The organism is Candidatus Thiodiazotropha endolucinida, from assembly GCF_001715975.1.
Classification (GTDB): Bacteria; Pseudomonadota; Gammaproteobacteria; order Chromatiales; family Chromatiaceae; genus Thiodiazotropha; species Thiodiazotropha endolucinida.
The window spans coordinates 1-19,332 of the sequence record NZ_MARB01000041.1 but is presented as its reverse complement, the minus strand read 5'-3'; the positions used below and the strand labels follow the sequence as shown (position 1 = coordinate 19,332).

Annotated in this window: 16 protein-coding genes; 6 read left to right on the top strand and 10 right to left on the bottom strand. The window is 52.4% G+C overall.

From position 1 onward, the window contains the following. Positions 1 to 124 precede the first annotated feature (124 nt). Together CODIS_RS20000 and CODIS_RS20715 are read right to left on the bottom strand one after the other, a co-directional pair. On the bottom strand, positions 125 to 880 hold the full coding sequence (locus tag CODIS_RS20000) for a DUF2189 domain-containing protein (protein WP_154723227.1): 756 nt from the start codon (positions 878 to 880) through the stop codon (positions 125 to 127). 282 nt (positions 881 to 1,162) lie between these two features. After that, positions 1,163 to 1,729, bottom strand: a complete 567-nt coding sequence (locus tag CODIS_RS20715; RefSeq protein ID WP_162420305.1) for a bacteriohemerythrin — start codon at positions 1,727 to 1,729, stop codon at positions 1,163 to 1,165. Between the two features lie 308 nt (positions 1,730 to 2,037). On the opposite strand from CODIS_RS20715, the gene CODIS_RS19990 reads away from it, so the two are divergent. From CODIS_RS19990 to CODIS_RS19970, 5 genes are all read left to right on the top strand, one after another. Continuing rightward, positions 2,038 to 3,630 (top strand): nitrite reductase, encoded by a 1,593-nt coding sequence (locus CODIS_RS19990; RefSeq protein ID WP_069128426.1) that lies wholly within the window; start codon positions 2,038 to 2,040, stop codon positions 3,628 to 3,630. Positions 3,631 to 3,776: 146 nt separating this feature from the next. Continuing rightward, positions 3,777 to 6,563 (top strand): NapC/NirT family cytochrome c, encoded by a 2,787-nt coding sequence (locus CODIS_RS19985; RefSeq protein WP_069128425.1) that lies wholly within the window; start codon positions 3,777 to 3,779, stop codon positions 6,561 to 6,563. A gap of 60 nt (positions 6,564 to 6,623) precedes the next feature. Next, positions 6,624 to 6,956, top strand: a complete 333-nt coding sequence (locus tag CODIS_RS19980) for a cupredoxin domain-containing protein (protein WP_069128424.1) — start codon at positions 6,624 to 6,626, stop codon at positions 6,954 to 6,956. 93 nt (positions 6,957 to 7,049) lie between these two features. After that, positions 7,050 to 7,895 (top strand): cytochrome c, encoded by an 846-nt coding sequence (locus CODIS_RS19975; protein WP_069128431.1) that lies wholly within the window; start codon positions 7,050 to 7,052, stop codon positions 7,893 to 7,895. An 11-nt stretch (positions 7,896 to 7,906) separates the two neighbouring features. Continuing rightward, a complete protein-coding gene (locus CODIS_RS19970; protein WP_083220956.1) occupies positions 7,907 to 8,905 on the top strand; it encodes a cytochrome-c peroxidase in 999 nt (332 codons plus the stop codon). 62 nt (positions 8,906 to 8,967) lie between these two features. Here the strand turns inward: CODIS_RS19970 and CODIS_RS19965 are convergent, their stop codons facing one another. The 4 genes from CODIS_RS19965 to CODIS_RS19950 form a co-directional block, all read right to left on the bottom strand. Further along, positions 8,968 to 12,030 carry an efflux RND transporter permease subunit gene (locus CODIS_RS19965; protein ID WP_069128423.1) on the bottom strand — a complete coding sequence of 1,021 codons (3,063 nt, stop codon included), beginning with the start codon at positions 12,028 to 12,030 and terminating at the stop codon, positions 8,968 to 8,970. A 26-nt stretch (positions 12,031 to 12,056) separates the two neighbouring features. Next, positions 12,057 to 13,169 carry an efflux RND transporter periplasmic adaptor subunit gene (locus CODIS_RS19960; protein ID WP_069128422.1) on the bottom strand — a complete coding sequence of 371 codons (1,113 nt, stop codon included), beginning with the start codon at positions 13,167 to 13,169 and terminating at the stop codon, positions 12,057 to 12,059. A 103-nt stretch (positions 13,170 to 13,272) separates the two neighbouring features. Further along, on the bottom strand, positions 13,273 to 13,746 hold the full coding sequence (locus tag CODIS_RS19955) for an enoyl-CoA hydratase (RefSeq protein ID WP_069128421.1): 474 nt from the start codon (positions 13,744 to 13,746) through the stop codon (positions 13,273 to 13,275). After that, complete coding sequence (locus tag CODIS_RS19950; protein WP_069128420.1) at positions 13,743 to 14,297, bottom strand: cytochrome b; 555 nt, start codon at positions 14,295 to 14,297, stop codon at positions 13,743 to 13,745. The genes CODIS_RS19955 and CODIS_RS19950 overlap by 4 nt, the downstream gene beginning before the upstream one ends. 110 nt (positions 14,298 to 14,407) lie before the next feature. Between CODIS_RS19950 and CODIS_RS19945 the strand changes: the two genes are divergently transcribed. After that, positions 14,408 to 14,860: a MarR family winged helix-turn-helix transcriptional regulator gene (locus CODIS_RS19945; RefSeq protein ID WP_069128429.1), complete on the top strand. Its 453-nt coding sequence runs from the start codon at positions 14,408 to 14,410 to the stop codon at positions 14,858 to 14,860. Between the two features lie 23 nt (positions 14,861 to 14,883). Here CODIS_RS19945 and nosD read toward each other — a convergent pair whose 3' ends face one another. From nosD to CODIS_RS19925, 4 genes are all read right to left on the bottom strand, one after another. Further along, positions 14,884 to 16,035 carry a nitrous oxide reductase family maturation protein NosD gene (gene nosD / locus CODIS_RS19940; RefSeq protein WP_235615300.1) on the bottom strand — a complete coding sequence of 384 codons (1,152 nt, stop codon included), beginning with the start codon at positions 16,033 to 16,035 and terminating at the stop codon, positions 14,884 to 14,886. 162 nt (positions 16,036 to 16,197) lie between these two features. Beyond that, positions 16,198 to 17,067, bottom strand: a complete 870-nt coding sequence (locus tag CODIS_RS19935) for a bile acid:sodium symporter family protein (RefSeq protein WP_083220950.1) — start codon at positions 17,065 to 17,067, stop codon at positions 16,198 to 16,200. Continuing rightward, on the bottom strand, positions 17,064 to 17,912 hold the full coding sequence (locus CODIS_RS19930; protein WP_069128418.1) for a prenyltransferase: 849 nt from the start codon (positions 17,910 to 17,912) through the stop codon (positions 17,064 to 17,066). Before CODIS_RS19930 ends, CODIS_RS19935 begins: the two co-directional genes overlap by 4 nt. Next, the gene (locus CODIS_RS19925) at positions 17,909 to 19,126 is read right to left on the bottom strand and encodes an outer membrane beta-barrel protein (RefSeq protein ID WP_162420303.1); all 1,218 of its coding nucleotides are present in this window, start codon (positions 19,124 to 19,126) and stop codon (positions 17,909 to 17,911) included. Before CODIS_RS19925 ends, CODIS_RS19930 begins: the two co-directional genes overlap by 4 nt. Positions 19,127 to 19,332 lie beyond the last annotated feature (206 nt).

Genomic DNA, 19,332 nt, shown 5'->3' with positions numbered 1-19,332 from the left:
CTCCCAAGCCTGTCTTGATTGAGTCCCCGCTATTAGAAAACAGACACCCTTCCCTACCTTGACATGTGTCAAATGGGGCGCCTGAACAAAACCGCATGCGGTGAATAAAGGGTTATTCGTTGATTCAGCTTGTTTGAGGAAAAACAAGACGATAGAGGGCGAAGCTGGCGTACGCCATAACCGGCAGAACCAACAGCAACAAGGGCAGCAGCATGATGGCAATCAGGATCGAGAGACTGAGTAATACCGCCCACAGCATAGTGGTGACGAAGTTTCTGAAGACGGCGCGCACACTGGCGTGAACTGCCTGCACCAACCCCCCCCTGCCTTCGAAAAGCAAGGGAACGGAGAAAGCCGAGATACAGAAGATGATGAATGCGAGAACAGACCCCATCAATGCACCCCAGAACCAGAAACTGGTGATTGATTCATCCACTTGCAGAAACCATGGCAGTTGATAGGGGAGATCGGTACCGCCGATGATAAAGCTGTAGAGTACGCCCGCATCGGTTATCCAGATCAAAAAGATGAAGGCGCAGAAAAGTGCAACCATCCAGGTTTGCAAGGGTGTATGCAGAAAGGCTGAAAAAGGCGTGGCTAGCGACACTTCCTGATGTGCCTGTATGCTTGAGGCCAGTTGAAAAAAACCACCCAGCATCGCCGGCGCTATCAACATGAAACCACCGGCAAACGGCAACGACATGGGGGAGATACCGAGTTCACCGACAGCATAGAGAAGTAACAGACCTATCAGCGCCGCGACCGATGCATAGGCCGCGCTTGGCAATGGTGCAGCGCGAAATATGCCCCAACCTGACTTGATGGTTGCGGTTAGATCGGAGGGTGTGACTTTAGCGGGATCTAATCCTGTGTTGTTCAACCGGGCCTCCATCCTATTTTTTTATTTGCTTGATGTCCCCGCTACCTCGGCAACAACAAGGCAATAATCAAGGTCGCAGCGGACAGCACTACAAAGAATATAAGAAACTTCTCCCTGCCACCGATGCGAAAACCTCTTTTTTGATAGTGCGAAGGAGCACCGCAGTGTGGACAATGATCGATGTCATCTGCGATTGACTCGCCGCAATAGAGGCAATTGACCCGCATAGATTAAAAACCGGCCGTATATGTATTGAGTATACCGGGCACAAGTTCAACCCGATTATCGAACACCCTTCTCTCTAAGAAACTGACTGTATTTCTGGTCGGTTCCGGCAATATGGTCGATCAACCAGCTCTTGAGGAAGCCGTTCAGTTCATCGATAGTGGATTCGCGATCCTTTTCATAGGAGTCCAAAAAGCGGGACACCTTGGCAATCATCTCTTCATGCTGCTTTTTGTGGTCCTCGTATTCCGGATATCCGTTTTCACTCATCAGTTTCTCTTCCCGCGCGAAGTGGTATTTAGTGTAGTCGACCAGGTCACTCAACGCCTGGCGTTCAAAGGACTCACCAGTGGGATAGAGCACCGCCGTCTGCAGATTGTTAATGAGTGTCAAGAGCTTTTGATGATCGTCATCTATTGCCTGAATCCCCACGCTCAAGTCGTTGTCCCAGGAGACGAAATCGCGGGATGTCATTTTTTTGTGGATAACCGGCAACGCCAAGAGTACGGCGATCATGATCCAGGGGACCGGATTGTCGATACCGAACAGAAAGCCGATACCGATAACCAGAAAGGCCAGCACAATGAAGAGGGAGAGGCCAAAGGTCTTTAAGCTCTTACGCATAATGGATATCCCCAGAGGATTGTCTAACGGAAAAGCGGTGTTCTTGAACAGGCACACCCCGCCTGTCGGGATCATCTCACTCAGATTCCTCTTAGCCTTGATCCGTATCAATTCGAGTTCACATTTCCAGGACCGTGAATCAGACTATCGGAGATATGGACATTTTTTGATTTGACATTTGTCAAGGTGAGTACGCCCGACCGGGCGCTTAATCTGTCTTGCGTAATCGACAAGAAGGGAGGATTTCTCCAATGATCAAAAGTTCCCGGCCAGGCGCACACTCTATTTTAAACGCAAGTGCACTATCAATGGCAATCGGCATATCCATCAGTGGCTTAGGGTTATCCGCCCAAGCAGCCACGCCAACTCTCAGCGAAGCAGACTTCGAAGCATCCAAGACTACCTACTTCCAGCGTTGCGCAGGTTGCCATGGCACCCTGCGTAAAGGCGCGACCGGTAAGAATCTGGAGCCGAAGGAGACCCAGAAGCTGGGACAAGAGCGTCTCGAAAAAATCATCAGTTTCGGTACTGAAGGCGGCATGAACAACTTCGACGATATCATGACAAAAGATGAGATCAAGAAGATGGCCACCTACATTCAGATGGAAGCACCCATTCCACCTGAGATGTCCCTGGCATTGATGAAAGAGCGTCACAAGGTTTTTGTTGAACCCAAGGATTATCCCACCAAGCCTATGCATGGACGTAACTGGGAAAACTTCTTCCTCGTCATCGAACGCGATGTGGGTAAGGTAGCGGTTATCGACGGTGACAAAAAAGAGGTGGTCGCTCACGTACCCACCGGCTATGCGGTACATGTACTGAAAGCCGCCGAGCATCACAACACGCTGCATGCCAAAAATCCCGGCCGCTTCTGGTACACCCAGGGCCGTGACGGCAAGCTGACCAAGATCGATCTGTGGCAGACACCTGACAAGATGAAGGTTGCCGAAGTTCAGATCGCTTATGACGCTCGTGACGTGGCGGTATCCGGCGATGGCAAGTATGTGGTTGGCGGGGGCTACTGGCCACCCCACTTCGTCATTGCTGACGCCATGACCATGGAACCATTGAAAGTGGTCTCCGCCCGCGGTGTGAATGTGGACGGCGAGTATGTCAACGAGTCCCGTGTGGCGGCTATCTACGATACGCCCAACCACCCCAGCTGGCTGGTCTCCATGAAGGAGCTGGGTCAGATGTGGCAGGTCGACTACAGCGACATCGAAAACCTGAAGATCACCAAGATGGATACCGCCAAGTTCCTGCATGACGGTTTCTACGATCCAACAGGCCGTTACTTCCAGATCGCGGCAAACGCTTCCAACAAGATGGTTGTTGTAGACACCGAAACCCAGAAGCTCACCAAGCTGATTGACGTTGACAAGCTGCCGCATCCCGGTCCGGGCGCCAACTGGGTCGATCCGAAGTGTGGTCCGGTCGGTGGCACCGTGCATCTTGGTGTCGGCAAGGTCACTGCATGGGGTAACGATCCGAAAGGTCATGCCGATCAGGCATGGAAGGTCTGCTATGAGACTGAAACCGACGGTCCAGGCGTCTTTATCCGCACCCATCCGAAGAGTGACTATGTCTGGGCGGATCAGACCAAGCATCCCGAGCCCGAAGTCCAGCAGTCCATACAGGTCATCTCCAAGGAGACCCGCGAGATCGTCAAAACTATCCGCCTGACCGAAAAGGCCGGCTATGCCGCTGTCCATATCGAGTTCAACAACGATGGTTCTGAGGTCTGGACCTCTGTCTGGAATCGTAAGGACAGCAAGGAACCGAATGGTGAGATCATCATCTTCGATGCCAAGACACTCGAAGAGAAGGCCCGTGTTAAAGGCCTGTTCGCACCGACCGGTAAGTTCAACGTGCACAACCGGGTCAATCACGTCACTTGATGACCGCAAGGTTACACGCACGTAACTGAAGACTGGGTGGACACGAGGCTTAGCCTCGTGTCCGCCTGGCACACACCAACACCTGCACCACACAATCTCCAATAGTGGTGTGTCACCTGACCATTGTGACCTGAACGGGGAAAGCGATGCATCAGCACTCTTTATTCAAAAGCCTGCTTTCACGTAAAGTCGCCTTTGGCGCGACCCTGGGTGGTGCTGTCCTGTTCATGATCATCGGTGTGGTGCTCTGGGGCGGTTTCAATACCGTGATGGAAGCCACCAATACCATGGAATTTTGTATCTCCTGCCATGAGATGGAGGAGAATGTCTATGCCGAGTTCAAGGGAACGGCACATGACGGTAACCGCAGTGGCGTGGGCGCGAGCTGTCCGGATTGCCATGTCCCCCGTCCCTGGGTGCACAAAATCGTTAGAAAGATAAAGGCCAGTAATGAAATCTGGCACAAAATCATGGGGACTGTGGATACCCCTGAAAAGTTTGAAGCTCATCGGCTGACCATGGCGCGGCGGGTCTGGCAGGCGATGAAGGAGACGGATTCGAGAGAGTGCCGCAACTGCCATGATTGGGACACGATGAACCCCGAAAAGCAGAAGCCGCGTGCCCGCAACCAGCACGTCTTCGCCATGGAGAAGGGCAACACCTGTATCGATTGCCATAAAGGCATCGCCCACAAACCCGTCCATAAAGAGATCAGTGAAGAGGAGTTGGAGGAGTGGGCAAAACCTATCGAAGCCTATAAATTCGAGATACCGGAATCGTTCAAAGCGGGTCTCGCCAGCGCCGAAGCGGCAGAGGCCGAGGCGGAAAAAGCCCGCCAGGAGGAAACCCAGAAAGAGCGTGAACGCCGTAAGGCGCAGGCCTTGGCTGTACAGAAAAAGATCGATGCCGCTGTCGCCCAGGCAATTGCCGCGGTCAAATCGAATCAGACAGATGACACTGCGGTGCCTGCCGTTGCCACTCGCGGTTTCGGTGTCAATTGGAGCGGTTCTCCGGAACGTCTGATCACCCTCTTCTATCCCGGCCAGACCTCCATGGAGTGGACCCTGGTGGGTAAGTATCACGGTGGCGCCAGACCTTTCCGCGCCGGCGATCGCTGCACAGTCTGTCACGACAAAGAGACTGCCGACATGGGCGAGAAGATGGTTACCGGGGAGAAAGCGGAACCGACACCGCCCGTTGGCAAGCGAGGGTCGATTCCCGTAACCGTCCAGGCCGCTCATGATGATGAGAATCTCTATCTGCGCTTCCAGTGGGAAGACACGGAACATGTCCCGGTCCCCTTCGTGGACGGTGGCAAGATGGATCCGGACAACCAGGTCAAACTGGCCCTGATGCTGGCGACCGATGAGGTGGAATACGCCTCCCAGGCCGGTTGTTGGGGTACCTGCCACGAAGACCTGAGAACCATGCCCGGACACCCCGAAGATGCCGCTGCCGCCGGTCTCAACCTGGATCTCTCCAACGGTGTGACGAAATATATCAAGGAGTCACGCACCAAGGTCGAGGAAAAGGGACGCCGGGGTAAGAAACTCGGCGGTTGGGATAAGCTGAAGGACGATGCCGCCATCCAGGCGGAGCGGGATGCACACAAATACATGGACCTGGTGCGCTGGAACAGCAATGGTAAAACAGAAAACGGCTATGTGCTTGAGCAACGCATCATGGACGACGGCAGCAAGATCGATGCCCAAGGCTGGCTGGAAGCGGGCCTCTGGACCGTTGAAGTCAAACGCCCCCTTAAGTCCACGGGTGCGGGCAATATCTCCCTTGAGCCCGGTACTGTTTACAATTTTGGCTTCGCCATCCATGACGACTATACCGACGCACGTTTTCATCACGTCTCACTCGGTTACAAGCTGGCGCTGGACAACGACCAGGCCGAACTCAATGCGGTAAAAGCCAAGGTCACCGCAGCCGTCGCCGCGGCGACGCCGCAACAAGCAACGGCATCCGCCGGGGATGAAGTGGACAGCGGAGTGGACTGGTCGAAAACGGGAGAGCGCCAGATTACCCTCTTCTATCCCGGTCAGACCTCCATGGAGTGGACTCTGGTGGGTAAGTATCACGGTGGCGCCAGACCTTTCCGCGCCGGTGATCGCTGCACAGTCTGTCATGACAAAGAGACTGCCGATATGGGCGAGAAGATGGTTACCGGGCAGAAAGCGGAACCGACACCGCCCGTCGGCAAGCGAGGGTCGATTCCCGTAACCGTTCAGGCCACCCACGACAGTGAGAATCTCTATCTGCGCTTTCAGTGGGAAGGTTCCGAGCATGTTCCCGTCCCCTTCGTGGATGGCGGCAAGATGGATCCCGACAATCAGGTGAAACTGGCGTTCATGCTGGCGACCGATGAGGTGGAATACGCCTCCCAGGCTGGCTGTTGGGGTACCTGCCACGAAGACCTGCGTACCATGCCGGGACATCCTGAGGATCCGGCGGCCTCAGGTCTGTCACTCGACTTCAGCCAGGGCGTGACTAAATATATCAAGGAGTCGCGCACCAAGGTCGAAGAGAAAGGCCGGCGCGGCAAGAAACTGGGCGGCTGGGACAAGCTGAAAGACAATGCAGCCCTTCAGGCGGAACTCGATGCCCATAAAACCATGGATCTGATACGGATAAGCAGTGGCAGCGGCAATGTGGAGAACGGCTATATCCTGGAACAGCGTATCATGACGGGAGGTCAAGCGTTACAAGGGAGCATCACGGAGGAGGCGGGCTATTGGACCGCCACTTTCAAGCGCAAGCTGAAATCTGAACTATCCGACGATGTTAACATCGAAAAGGGGACAGTCTACAATTTCGGATTTGCGATTCACGATGACTATACCGACAGCCGCTTCCATCATGTCTCACTCGGCTATAAACTGGGGCTGGATAATCCGGATGCGGAGATCAACGCCGTGGCGCAGTAACCGCAGCGCTCTCCGCACCAATGGAACGGGAACGACAGACGACGAACAGAGGTAACCATTATGTTTCGAACCAACATAATCCTGCTGCTGTTGGGGCTGTTTGTTGCGACATACACCTTTGCCGGAGAGGCGGTCACGGTCATTGCGAAAGACTATAAATTCCAGCCTGAGGAGATCACCGTCAAGGTCGGCACCACCGTGCGCTGGGAAAACCACGAAAAACGCCAGTATCACAGCGCCTGGTTTGAGGTGTTGGGCGAGGAGCCCGGCGACTATTTCTTTCCCGGCGACGTCAGGGAGCGCACCTTCGACAAACCAGGCAGTTACCACTATATCTGTGAGCCTCACCACGAAAGCCACCAGATGAAGGGTGTCGTCCACGTAGTAGAATAATCATCCGTGTCCGTCCGATAGCGAGTGGCATTTCAAGCCGGCCTCAATATTGTGCGCAGTCAACCGCTCCACGAGTTGAAAAACAAAGATAATATGACGAATCGAAAACAGCTCTGGCTCGTCGGCGTTTTCACCATCCTGCTGACAAGTCAGAGCAGCCAATCATTTGCGCAAGAGGAGCGCAGCATCACGCTGCTGCCCGACTCTCTTGCACAGTGGTACAAACCCGAGAACAAGAGACAGGTCTGGCTCCATACCATGTTCGCCCTGCGCAGGGAATTGCAGGCAATAGACGAGTATGCCGCTGAGCAGGATCTGACGTTGACCCGGAAGTGGAGCGACAAGTTTGTCAACCACTTTCGCAAACTGCCCGACATGGTGCCGGAATGGCGGGACGAGATGGAGCTTGATGAGGCCGATCGATTGGAAACGGCAGCCCGGTCGGGTGATTTCAAAACCGTAGCCAGTGCGGTTTCACGGCTTCAACGCAATTGTCGAAACTGTCATCGGGAGTATCGGGCTCTTGCCGCGCTCCGATACCGCTCACCGAATTTCAGCAACATCGAGATCGCTGACGAAGAGGGTGTAATGAAGGATTTCGACACGCATATGGACAGCCTGTCCAAAACAGTCAACCGCATCAAGATCGCCAGTGAAGACAAACGATGGGCGCAGGCGGCGAAGGCCTCCCGGGAGCTCAGGGGACAACTGTATCGTTTGGCGGAGAGCTGCGAGTCCTGTCACAAAGATGAACTGCCCCGCCTGCGGATACTTGGCGACGCCAGTTCCCGTACACTGGATGAACTGGATGAGGCGCTGACCCGGCAACAGCCGAAATCGACAGGTAAAAAGCTGGGCGAGGCTGCCGTGATCATCTGCGCAAGATGCCACGGAATACACCGTACATTAAGTGATACCCGATCCTTTCTGTTTGATTGATGGGAATCGAAATGAATCAAAAGGTCAGTCTCTCTGTCGTATCGTTTCTGTTCCTGTTCAGCACCGGGGTGCAGGCGGATATAACCGATCGCCTCATCAGGAAGGCCAACCGCTATTTCGAAGCATTGCCCCAGACCATGCCCGGCAGTGAAAACGACACACCGGCACGTATCGAGCTGGGAAAACAGCTCTATTTCGATACCCGCCTCTCCATCAATGACACCCAGTCCTGTGCGAGCTGTCACCCGCTTGGGGACGGCAGGGGCGGCATGGACAACCTCCCCACTTCTCCGGGAGCCCGCGGGGAGCTCGGAGACCGCAATACACCCACGGTATTGAACGCCGGGTGGCAAAGTTCACAGTTCTGGGACGGCCGCGCCGAGGACCTTGCAGATCAGGCACGCCAGCCGATCCTGAATCCGATCGAAATGGGCATGCCCGATGAAGAGAGCGTAGTGAAGAAACTCGGTGCGATTCCAGAGTATATCGAAGCCTTCACAAAGGCATATCCGGACGACGCCCCTCCCCTCTCCTATGCCAATCTGGCGGAGGCCATCGCTGCTTTCGAACGCACGCTACGCAGTGAATCCCGCTTCGATGACTTCATACGGGGAGATAAAACAGCCCTCTCAACCCGGGAGCAGTCGGGGCTTAACAGCTTCATACGGCACAATTGCATACGCTGCCACGATGGTCCCATGCTCGGCGGCACACTGATCGAGAAACTGGGTGTCTACAAAGATTTCCACAATACCGAAGATAAAGGCCGACACCGTGTAACCGGAGACGAAGCGGATGAGATGATGTTCAAGGTGGCATCACTACGCAACGTGGCCATCACAGGTCCCTGGTTTCATGACGGTTCAGGTAAAACCCTGGAGGATGTCATCCGTACCATGGGAAGCATACAGTTAGATATCGAGCTTAAAGAGGATGAAGTCGCCGATATCGCAGCCTTCCTTGCCACCCTGACAGGAAAGGAATTCAAAAACAGTCAGTCTGAAAACTAGACGGTAGTATCAGGCACAAGCTCATCGAATATGGATCACGCAAACTCTAAATATTGGCTCGATCAGACCGCATTCGGGATCTTCACTTTCATAAAAAGGGTATACAACAGAGGTACCACACCGAGTGTGAGTACCGTGCCTACCACTAGCGCAAAAACCATCATCGAGGCCATCCCGTAGAAGAGAATATCCCGATATACGATCAAAGGAAGCAAACCAAGTACCGTCGTGAATACCGATAGCAGGATGGGCCGCAGTCGGGACAGGGCCGAACGAACTACCGCCTCATAAGGGGGGGCGCCCGCTTGTCTCTCTTCCTCGATCCGGTCGATCATCACTATGCCGTTGTTGATGATTATACCTGCCAGGGCCAACAGACCAAGAATGGTCATAAACCCAAACACAGCTTGCATGCTGAGCAGACCTATGGTTGCTCCAACGATAATCAGGGGGATAGTCAGCATAATAACAGCTGCCCGCCTGATTGAGTTGAACTGCCATACGATCAGGGCAAAGATCAGGGCAAACGCCAACGGCATCCAAGTGGCTAGATGCCCCTGTGCCTCGGACGAGCCTTCCAGCTCGCCACCCAATTCTATGAAGTAACCCGGGGACATTGAAGACTGCAGAGTTTCGATTGCCGGTAACATGCGCTTGTGGATCTGATCCGCTTTCAAATGAGGATGTTTGGCCTGTACCGTAATCGTGCGTACCTGGTTACGGCGCTTTATTCGGCTGTATTCTCCCAACCCCTCCAGATCCGCTACCTGTCCCAGTGCCACACTGTTGCCGGTGGATGAGGAGAAAACAGCGAGTTCCCAGAGACTACTGACCAAGGCGCGTTCTTCATCCTTGCCCCGGGCAACAATGGGAATAATCGTGTCCCCCTCCCGGTACTCGGTCAGTACGACACCCTCCATGAAGTTATTCAAAGCCATGGCGATATCGGTGGAGGTCACGCCCACACGACGGGCGCGAGACTGGTCAACCTTGACATGGAACTTAACCTGGGGATTTTCCCAGTTCTGATGTACGTCGATGGTTCCCGGAATCGCGCTTAAGCCTGCTTGAACACGCTCAGCCAGCGTCATCAATGATTCTGCGTCAGCGCCGGATATCCGCACTTCATAGAGGCCGGTTTCGGAGGGTCCCATCCACATCGCCTTGACCCGGCCACGCACCTCCGGGTGGTTATTGATGAGGTAGTTGTGCGTACGCCGCACCAGTTCAGAGACCTGCTCGCTATGTTCCAGATTGACCAACATGAACGCCTTGTGAGGATCGGGGTCGATCGGTGCGAGGGAGAGAAAAAAACGGGGACCCCCCTGACCGACATAGGCAACCGTAGTTTCAACTTCAGGATTGCTCTCCGGATCGAGCAACCATTGGTTGATCGTTTGCAACTCATTAACGACTTCAGTCGACCTCGTACCGGCTGGCATATCGAGATAGACAAGAAATTGATTGCGCTCACCTTTTGGAAAAAACTCTTTCACGACGAAATTACCGAAGGCCCATCCCGATACAATCAGGGATAGTAAGACGATAACTATTACCAACAGACGATGAGTTAACATCCACGTCAACAGGCTACGATAGACGTTGTAAAGCCCCTGGTCGAAACGATGGTGCTCATCTTCCCCATTTGTTTTCACTTTCATGAAACGGACGCTGACCAGCGGTACGATGAGCATTGCCAGGAGCCAGGAACCGATCATTAAAATGCCGATCACATAACTCAGCGATCCCGTAAATTCACCCGCTGCCCCGACCATCAGCATCAATGGCATAAATGCCAGCACGGTGGTCAAAGAAGAGGTCATCAGGGGTACGCTCAAGGATTGACCCGTGGCGATGGCTGCTTCCCTTGCTGTCGCCCCGTCCTGCATGCGTGTACGGATATCCTCGGCAACCACGATACCGTTATCGACCAGCATGCCAAGCGCGATGATCATTGAAGCGATTGAAATACGCTGCAGTTCGATGTCGAAAAATGACATCATGACCATGCCGAACATCATGACAAGGGGCACAAAGGCACCAACAATAAGTCCTGTGCGCAGACCCAGGGCCAGTACAACGACCGCCAGTACGATCACGACGGTCTGGCCCAGGTTTACAATTGCAGCACTGACTGTTTTCTCGATCAATTCCGGTTGGTAGGTGGCAAACTCCAGCTCCAAACCCCAGGGCAGTTCACGCTTTATCTCCTCTATTCGCGCCGTCAACTGATCACCAAAGGCAACAGAGTCCACGCCATCCATCACCGAAACGCTGATCACGATCGCCTGGCGTCCATTGAAGAACGCCGGCATTTCGGGAGGATCGACATAACCGCGCTCAATTTCCGCCAAGTCGCGTAAGGCAATACTCTGTTCGGTGCCGGGTATCCCGATCGGTATGGCGGCAATCTCCTCCAGGTTTTCGAAATTACCGCTCGGTTCGATGGCGAATGCTCTCCCCGAGATATCCAACACACCACCGGGTAACAGGATATTCTGTTGCGCAAGTGTATTGCCTATTGTTTCAGGGGAGATACCGAACTTAGCGAGCTTGGCGTTGGCAGCCTGGAGATAGACTCTCTCCTCCTGCACGCCATACAGCTCAATGCGTTTGACACCCTGAAGCGAATAGAGGCGGTCACGTATATCACGTGCCGTTTCACGCATCTCGGCAAGGCTGAATCCATCCGTCCACAGGGCTATGCTCGCTACCGCTGTCAAACCAAACTCATCATTGACGAAAGGCCCTTTCGTGCCGGCAGGCAGATCGTCTGCGATATCCTCCATGCGGTTACGTAGATCCTGCCATACAGAACCCAGATCATCGACCTCGTCCCTGGCGATAACATGGACGGTTGCGCTACCGGTTTTGGATTCCGAGATGATGTTGTCGACCTCGGGAATTTCGCGGATCTTCTCCTCCAGCTTGCGGGTCAGCAGATCTTCAACCCGTCTTGGCGACATGCCGGGAAAGCTGGCCGTGACCACAGCCTCCCGGATCGTGATCGTCGGATCCTCCTGTTTCGGGTACTCCTGATACAGGATGATCCCCGCCGCAATGATAAAGAGCGTGAATAGCGACATAACGCGGGAGTTATCGAGTGCAATATGGGAAAGATTCATGATCCGGCTCGTGTGGTGTGGGAGGATCAGTCTCGCTTGTCATCCAACAATCGGACTTTCATGCCATCGGAAAGAAAACTCACGCCCGCAACAGCAACAGTATCGCCTGTTCTCAGGCCTTCTGTGATCCGTGCCATTTGTCGCTGACCTCCAGAGACAAATACTGATTGCTTGCGTACAGCGCCGGATTGCGGCTCGTATACGAAAACAGAATGTCGTCCGGATCCTGTGCCGACACCGGCGACAATGGCCGATGCCGGCAGCAGGAAACCTTCGTTCTGCTCACCATGATCGATCAAAAGCTGAACTTCCGCAGTTATCCCCGGATAGAGGCCGTCCGGACGTTGATCGAGGCGCAGTGAGACGGGAAATGTATTGGCGGCTTCAGCCAGCGTACCGATCTCGTCAATACGCCCCTCCACATGAATGTCCTGCAGACTTGGGAAGGACGCGATACCGACATCGCCTTGTTTGAGATAACCAATGATGTTCTCAGGCAACATCAACTCCACATCCACCTCTTCCAACTCATCGAGTTGCAGAAGTTCTTGCCCCGAAACAATCTCCTGGTGAGGCTCCACCAGCCGTTTTGAGATATATCCACCAAACGGCGCCTTCAGTACCGTTTTTCTCAACTCTCTTTTGGCGATATTCAGCTGGGATAGCGCCATCGCTTCCTGGTTACGGGCCGCGTCACGCTGTGCCAATGCCGAGTCCAGATCAGAAGCCGAAACATAGCCCTTTACCGCCAATTCGCTTTTGCGCTCATAATCGCTTGCACTATGCTTGAAATTGGCTTTGGCCTTCTTGAAGTCGGCCTCGGCCGACTGGACCTTAAGCTTGAAAGGCTCATCATCGACAACCGCCAATCGTTGTCCAACCACCACTTGATCACCGACATCCACAGTAATCTCGATCACTTTGCCGGAGACTTCAAAACTGAGGGAGGACGAGTTCGCGGGACTGACCAGCCCGGAGAATTTCCGCTCTTCTGTCGCTTGCGTCTTGGCGGTGAGAGTGATGGTTTTAATGGGGCGGATATTCTCTACTTTGGTTTCCGTCTCATCTTGCTGGCAACCGGAAAGTCCACCCAGAGCAAGCATAGTGAAAAGAATTATACGGTATTGCAACTTATACATATTGGAAACTCCATGAGTTTCGAAGCGTTGAATCATAAACATTGAAAAAAACAACATCCATCAAACGCTTGCCAAATACTAAGGCATTGATTTTTAGTTTTCATCATTGTTTGCGTTCGCCGAATAACCGGGGTTTGAATGAACCCAATACCATCTCAACAACCAACGGAATCACATTCGACATACCGACCAGTTGCTCAGTGGCTGTTTTATCAAGAAATGCCTGACTAACCTCCCCATTCGGCAATGATTCCTTAGCCAGTTCAACCAGTTCAGGCATCATGGGTACAAGGAAAATAAAGGCATTGGTAGAAAGAAACGCCATCATCAGCATCTTGCCTTTCAACCAGTTGGCTTTCACTCCCAGACCGAAATATAGAATGAGATCGCAGGCCACCTTCAGTCCCAGTCCCGGTAGAATGAGAACGTAGGCACTCGTCTCCTTGTAGACATAAACGTTGTATGCCGTGGCGGCATCAGGATGTCCCAGCACGATACCGATCACAATATGCGAGAGTATCCCACCCACATACATGATAGTGCCGATCTCTTGGATGAAATCGAGGGCTTTTCTCATGACTGAACCTCGGACGAAGTGGATGTGCGGCGACCAAACCACATACGGGAAAACAGGCTGTCTTTCCGGACGTACTGGTGATACAGAAAAGCCAGAACATGGCCAATGATCAATATCAGCAGTAGTTGACTCAACACGCCATGCGCAATGCGTGGGAGAAAATCATCGAATGTTGAAACCAACGGTGCACCTGAATTGCCAAACACGACCTCCGGCAACCCCGCCATATTGGCTGTTGCGAAACCACTGGCCCCCATCAGGATCACCACTAGGTAGAACAGGTAGTGTGTAGCGATACCCAGTTTGTTAAACAGGCGGTTCCCGATATCCGCCGCCGGCGGTTTTGCTGTAAAAAAACGGATACCTAAACGTACAGTCATGAGTATAAAGATGATGATGCCCATCGACATATGCATTTTCAGATAAAACAACTTTTCGGGAACGTCGTTCGGGGTAGCGCTCAGTACATTCGTGCCCATGATCAGTCCTGCCACGATCATGATTGCCAGCAACCAATGTAAAAGTACCAAAGCAGGATGGTAACGTCTCATCAGAATCTCCAGATTGTGGAACGATAGCGCTGATTGTAATCAACAAATGCATTAATTGCAATTGCAATTGTTGCTGATTTGTATTATTGTGTCATTATGTTGGTATGAACATGGTTAAGAAGACTGAGTCTCAGGCTGAAAAAGTCAGAAAAGGCAGTACCGGGTGGATGTTTAAAATACTCTGCACCTCGCTTGATGCCGAAATGAGTAGAGAACTGAAGCACCTGGGTTTAAACCTGGGACAATTTGCCGTGTTGATGACGCTGTCGGAAGCCGAAGGGCTTACCCAATCTGAGATCGGTAAAAAAATTACCATGCCCGGCTACGCAACGACCCGGACTATTGACGCACTGGAAGAAAAACGTTTCGTTGAACGCCGCAAAGATGACCGGTCACGTAGGAGTCATCGAATATATCTCACCGAGCAGAGTCGCAGGATAGTGCCACAGCTTTTTACGATCATCGGCAAGGTCAACGAGCATCTTTTGTCGACCCTTTCTCCGAAGGAACAGAAAGACTTGGTGAAAATCTTGACCAAACTGGTGCTTTCCAGGACTGAATAGGTGCTGGAAAGGATATATGCAGATTATTCGATCAGAGGATGGGGATCGGTCAATATGGATCCCGGCTCCGAAAAAGGCGCCAATCGCTCCATGAAATCGATCATTCCCATAATCGGCGTACCGCGAAAGAATTGCGTGACCGGTCTGTCCATCCATATCCGGTCCGCGTATAGCTTGATGGTATGAGGCGTATCGCCATATCCATCATGATCCCGATCGAAGCCCTGATAGTCATCCCATAGGTTTCCATCCCAGTCATTGCTTTTAGCACTCTTCACATGACTGACAGCAATCGTGGAGAGATTGTTGACAAAACGATTGCCATGAATGATATGCCCCCCCTTCTCTCCATAGAAATACATCGCCACATTGTTGTAGGAAAAATGGTTGTTCTCCAGATAGAGAATATTCTCTGGAAACACCGGCGAGTTTGCGGTCAATCCCACGGCATTGTGAAGAATATTGTTATTCTTGATCCTAACCTGTGAACTCTCCTTGATTGCCAGCGCCGAACTACCCGTGTTTCTGATATGCTCGATATGGTTGCCCTCGATCAACAGCCCGTCGGAGTAGATCGCCACAATTCCCGTGTCGTTTCCGCCGATACGATTGTTTTTGATGAGATTGTCCGGCGAAAAGATAAATTCCAGACTGATACGGTTATGGTGTAACTCATTACCGATAATCTCATTTGCTGATGAGTTCGTCAGAAGCAGATCACGGACATAATAAAAGGTATTACCTTCTATCAGGTTTTCATTTCCGTACCAGATTCTCAGTCCTTCACCTCGCAAACTCGGCTCAAACTGTTTCGATGTGACTGTGTTGTTGCGGATGGTATTGGCATTTCCTTGCTTGATGTGAATGCCAAACAAAACATCATCCAAACGGTTGTCTTCGAAAATGACTTCATTGGTCTCAATCAATACTCCAGCATCCATGGCATTGTAGGAAGTGCCGGAACCAGTCAAATGAAGTCCACGTACCACAACGTGATCCGATTTGATCGTCATCACCGTTCCCACACCCTCATTATCGACCGTTACTTCGCCGCCACCCTCGATGACAATCGGCTTATTGATGACGACAGGACCGGAATAGCTGCCTGGTATCAGTCGGAGCGTCTTACCCAGAGGAGTTAAATCAACAAAAAGCTGCAGAGGGGGTAAAGCCATAACTGGCGCAGCCATCAGCAAACCAATGAAGATCAATGAGTTTTTAATGAGGGCCTTCATGATACTTCGATGGATGACAGCTTTGCCTCCTAATGAATGTTCGATATCCCATATCACGCCCTAGCGAGCAAGATATTAATCCGGTATCCAATCATGTCGCGTTCAGGCCATAGCCGTTTGCCTACGATTAAGCCAGGCAATGTAGGCGAATGTGGGAATCAACATCAGGATACCGTACATCACCGGCGCGATGGTCATGGTTGGGTTGTTCAGGATGGTACCCGTAACCAATATCGCCGTACCGCCGTTTTGAATGCCCGTCTCTATCGCAACAGTGCGCGCGTCTGTCTCAATTAAGCGCATCATACGGGCAAAACCATATCCCGCCCCCAAGGCCAGCGTAGCAAGTATCAGGGCGGGGACGCCGGTCTGGGCAATAAACAACGGCATCGATTCCCAGTTCTGCCGGATGATGCCTACAATGACCAGGAGCAGCATGATAAGCGGTATCCGTGTCAGAAGCCTTTCATTTTTCATGCAGAAGTTGGGTCGATAATGACGTAACACCATACCGAGAGCGACGGGTATCAATGTCACGACCACAAGTTTTGCAAATGTGGAGACAAAGGGAAGAACTATCTCGCTGCGACTGTCCAGCTGCCATTCGATGACCTGGCTTGCGAACAGCGGAATGGTAAGCGGCGTCACCAGACTGACAATCGCCGTCAAGGTAATTGAAAGTGCCACATTTCCCCTGCCCAGGTAGGAGAACATGTTGGATGTGGTGCCCCCTGGACTGAAGGCCAGGATCATGAAACCGACAAAGAGCTCAGGGGGCAGTTGCAGCAGCATGAGCACGACCAAAGCCACGATGGGAAGAATGACCATCTGACTGAAGATACCAATCAGCACGGAGAATGGAGATTCAACGATAAGCCGAAAATCCCTGGCTACAAGTGCTGTACCCATGCTGAACATGATACAGAACAGCGTGACAGGCAGTGCCAGACTCAAGATCATATCTTGGTTCACGGCAGATCCATCCAGAGGGTAGCAAGATAGGTTGCGCCAAACAGGAGGTAGAAGCGGCCTGTCAGCGGTGTCAATCGTTGCCGTTGGGTGGTTGGTGAATCGAGCAGATTGAGAGGACCGACCAATGCCAGTGAAGTGATCAGCAGCATAAAGAATCCTGGCAGCATCCCCGCCCAATAGAGCATCGCACAAATGAGATAGACCAGGCTGATGAGCAGGTAGTAGAGCTTGACACCTGAATGGTAACCTATGCGGACTATCAGGGTACGGATACCTGCATCACGATCGGATTCATAATCCCTCAACTCATTGCTCAGCAGTAACAGGGATGAGAGCAGGCTGAAGGGCAGCGACAGCCAGAACACCCGCCATGTGTAGAGACCGCTGAGTACATAGTATGAACCACCGATCAGCAATACGCCCATCAGAAGAAACACCAGTACGATACCCAGGCCGCGTTGTTTGTAGTTGACCTTGCCACCGGTATATCCCCAGGCACCTGCCACACCGACCATGCCCAACAGGAGCAGCGGCCATCCCCTGATGGAGACCATATAGAGACCCAGCATGACGGCCAGCAACATGATGATCCAGCCGATTTTCTGGTTCCGAAGAATGTTTTGCCGACTTAACTGGTCCAGCTCAGAATTCACCAGATCGGGTGCGTCATTGACCAGATTGACTGCTATCTGTAACAGCAGGCCTGTAAGCAGCACAAGCCAGGCCAGCCAGTGTTCATCCGCATTGTCTATGAGTGCCAGACTGACACCGAGTCCGCAGGTGGCAACGGCTACCACAAGCGAAAAAGGCCGCAAGGCGCCAACAAAGGTATATTTATTATTCATAGGGTATAGAACCAGGTTGCATCCAGCGATGCTACCCACTGTTGTTCCTCCTCACCGAAGAATATTGTTGGCACCTGTCCCGCAAAGGGCTTGCCGTTGCCGCTGTATTGATCGTAACGCAGCTCAGGGCGGATCCTAAGACCGTCCTGCACCCACCAGGAGAGGTTCATCGTCAGTGACCGATAAATACCTTCAGGCAGTAAGGCATGCGCACCCTGCTCGTCTCTGAACCACTCAGCACGCATACCCAACTGTTTGTTTTCTCGCCATTGAAAATAGTAGTTCAGATTGACGCCATACCATCGACTCTCTTGGGTAATGAGAAATCCTGGTGGATTATTGGCATCTGCGATAGTGTCCCCTCCTTCCTGCTTTCCATAGACCGCATTCACGACGATACGATGCAGCCGGGTGAAGCTGTGACTGAGGGTAACAGAATGCATACGCCTCAACAGTTTCTCGTCCGTGCTGCTGACTGCATTAAAGGGCCTTGTCTGATCGGTAGTGCCCTGCTCCGATTGTTCATAGCCGACGATATTTTCCATATCGAGCCAGGTTCTGAAATCGGGACTACGCCAACGAAGATCGAAGATTAGTGTTTTATCGTTGTTATTGTCCTGCAGATTGTTCCATCCCTGCACAATGCCGAGACCACTCGACCAAAGACCGCTCTCCCGATCAAAAGGTAGTTTCAACGCTCCCATCGCACCGACATGTTTTACCGGTTGGTAGGTGAATGCATAGGCGTGTGTGTAGAAGGCGGTCGGCGGATCGACCGGCGCACCGATCTCATGGCCGATGGATGTGAACCAACTGCCGACAATCCATGAAAAACCATCCGCTATCGGCAGGTAACCATTCAGGAACCATTGCGGCAGCAGATAGAGTCTTTCATTACCTTCATTGACTTCGAGTTCATCATCAAGGCCGAAGGTGATGGCGGCATCCTCTCCATAGCGAAGATCGATCTCGAAACCCCAATCAGCCAAACCCGGCTTAGGCCCCGGAAACGGCCCGATGCGCGGTTTGATATTGCTTTGCGGCACCTTTTCCAGGATCAGCTCGGCCCGGTTGAGATTCAGACCCTCGTCAAAGTTTAGAAAACCTGATGGAAAGATATTTTCTGAGGCGTTGTCGTTTTTGATCACACCGAATTGAATGCGGGTCTTCATTGCAAACTCATCACTTCCATGCACGCTCAGGGAGCAGCTCACGAATACAATCCAGATCAGTAAACACAGTTTTATTTTCATTCGTTGCAACATTGGCAAGTAACCAACCGACATCCGAGACTAGGGCCTGTTAACACTAATCCAATACACCCTGTTGTGCCTGAAAAAGTGCCAATCAAGGCGCACCCCAAGGGCACTTCCTTCGGGGCGCGAGGAGAGAGGTTTGGTTATTCCAAATGAGCGACGAG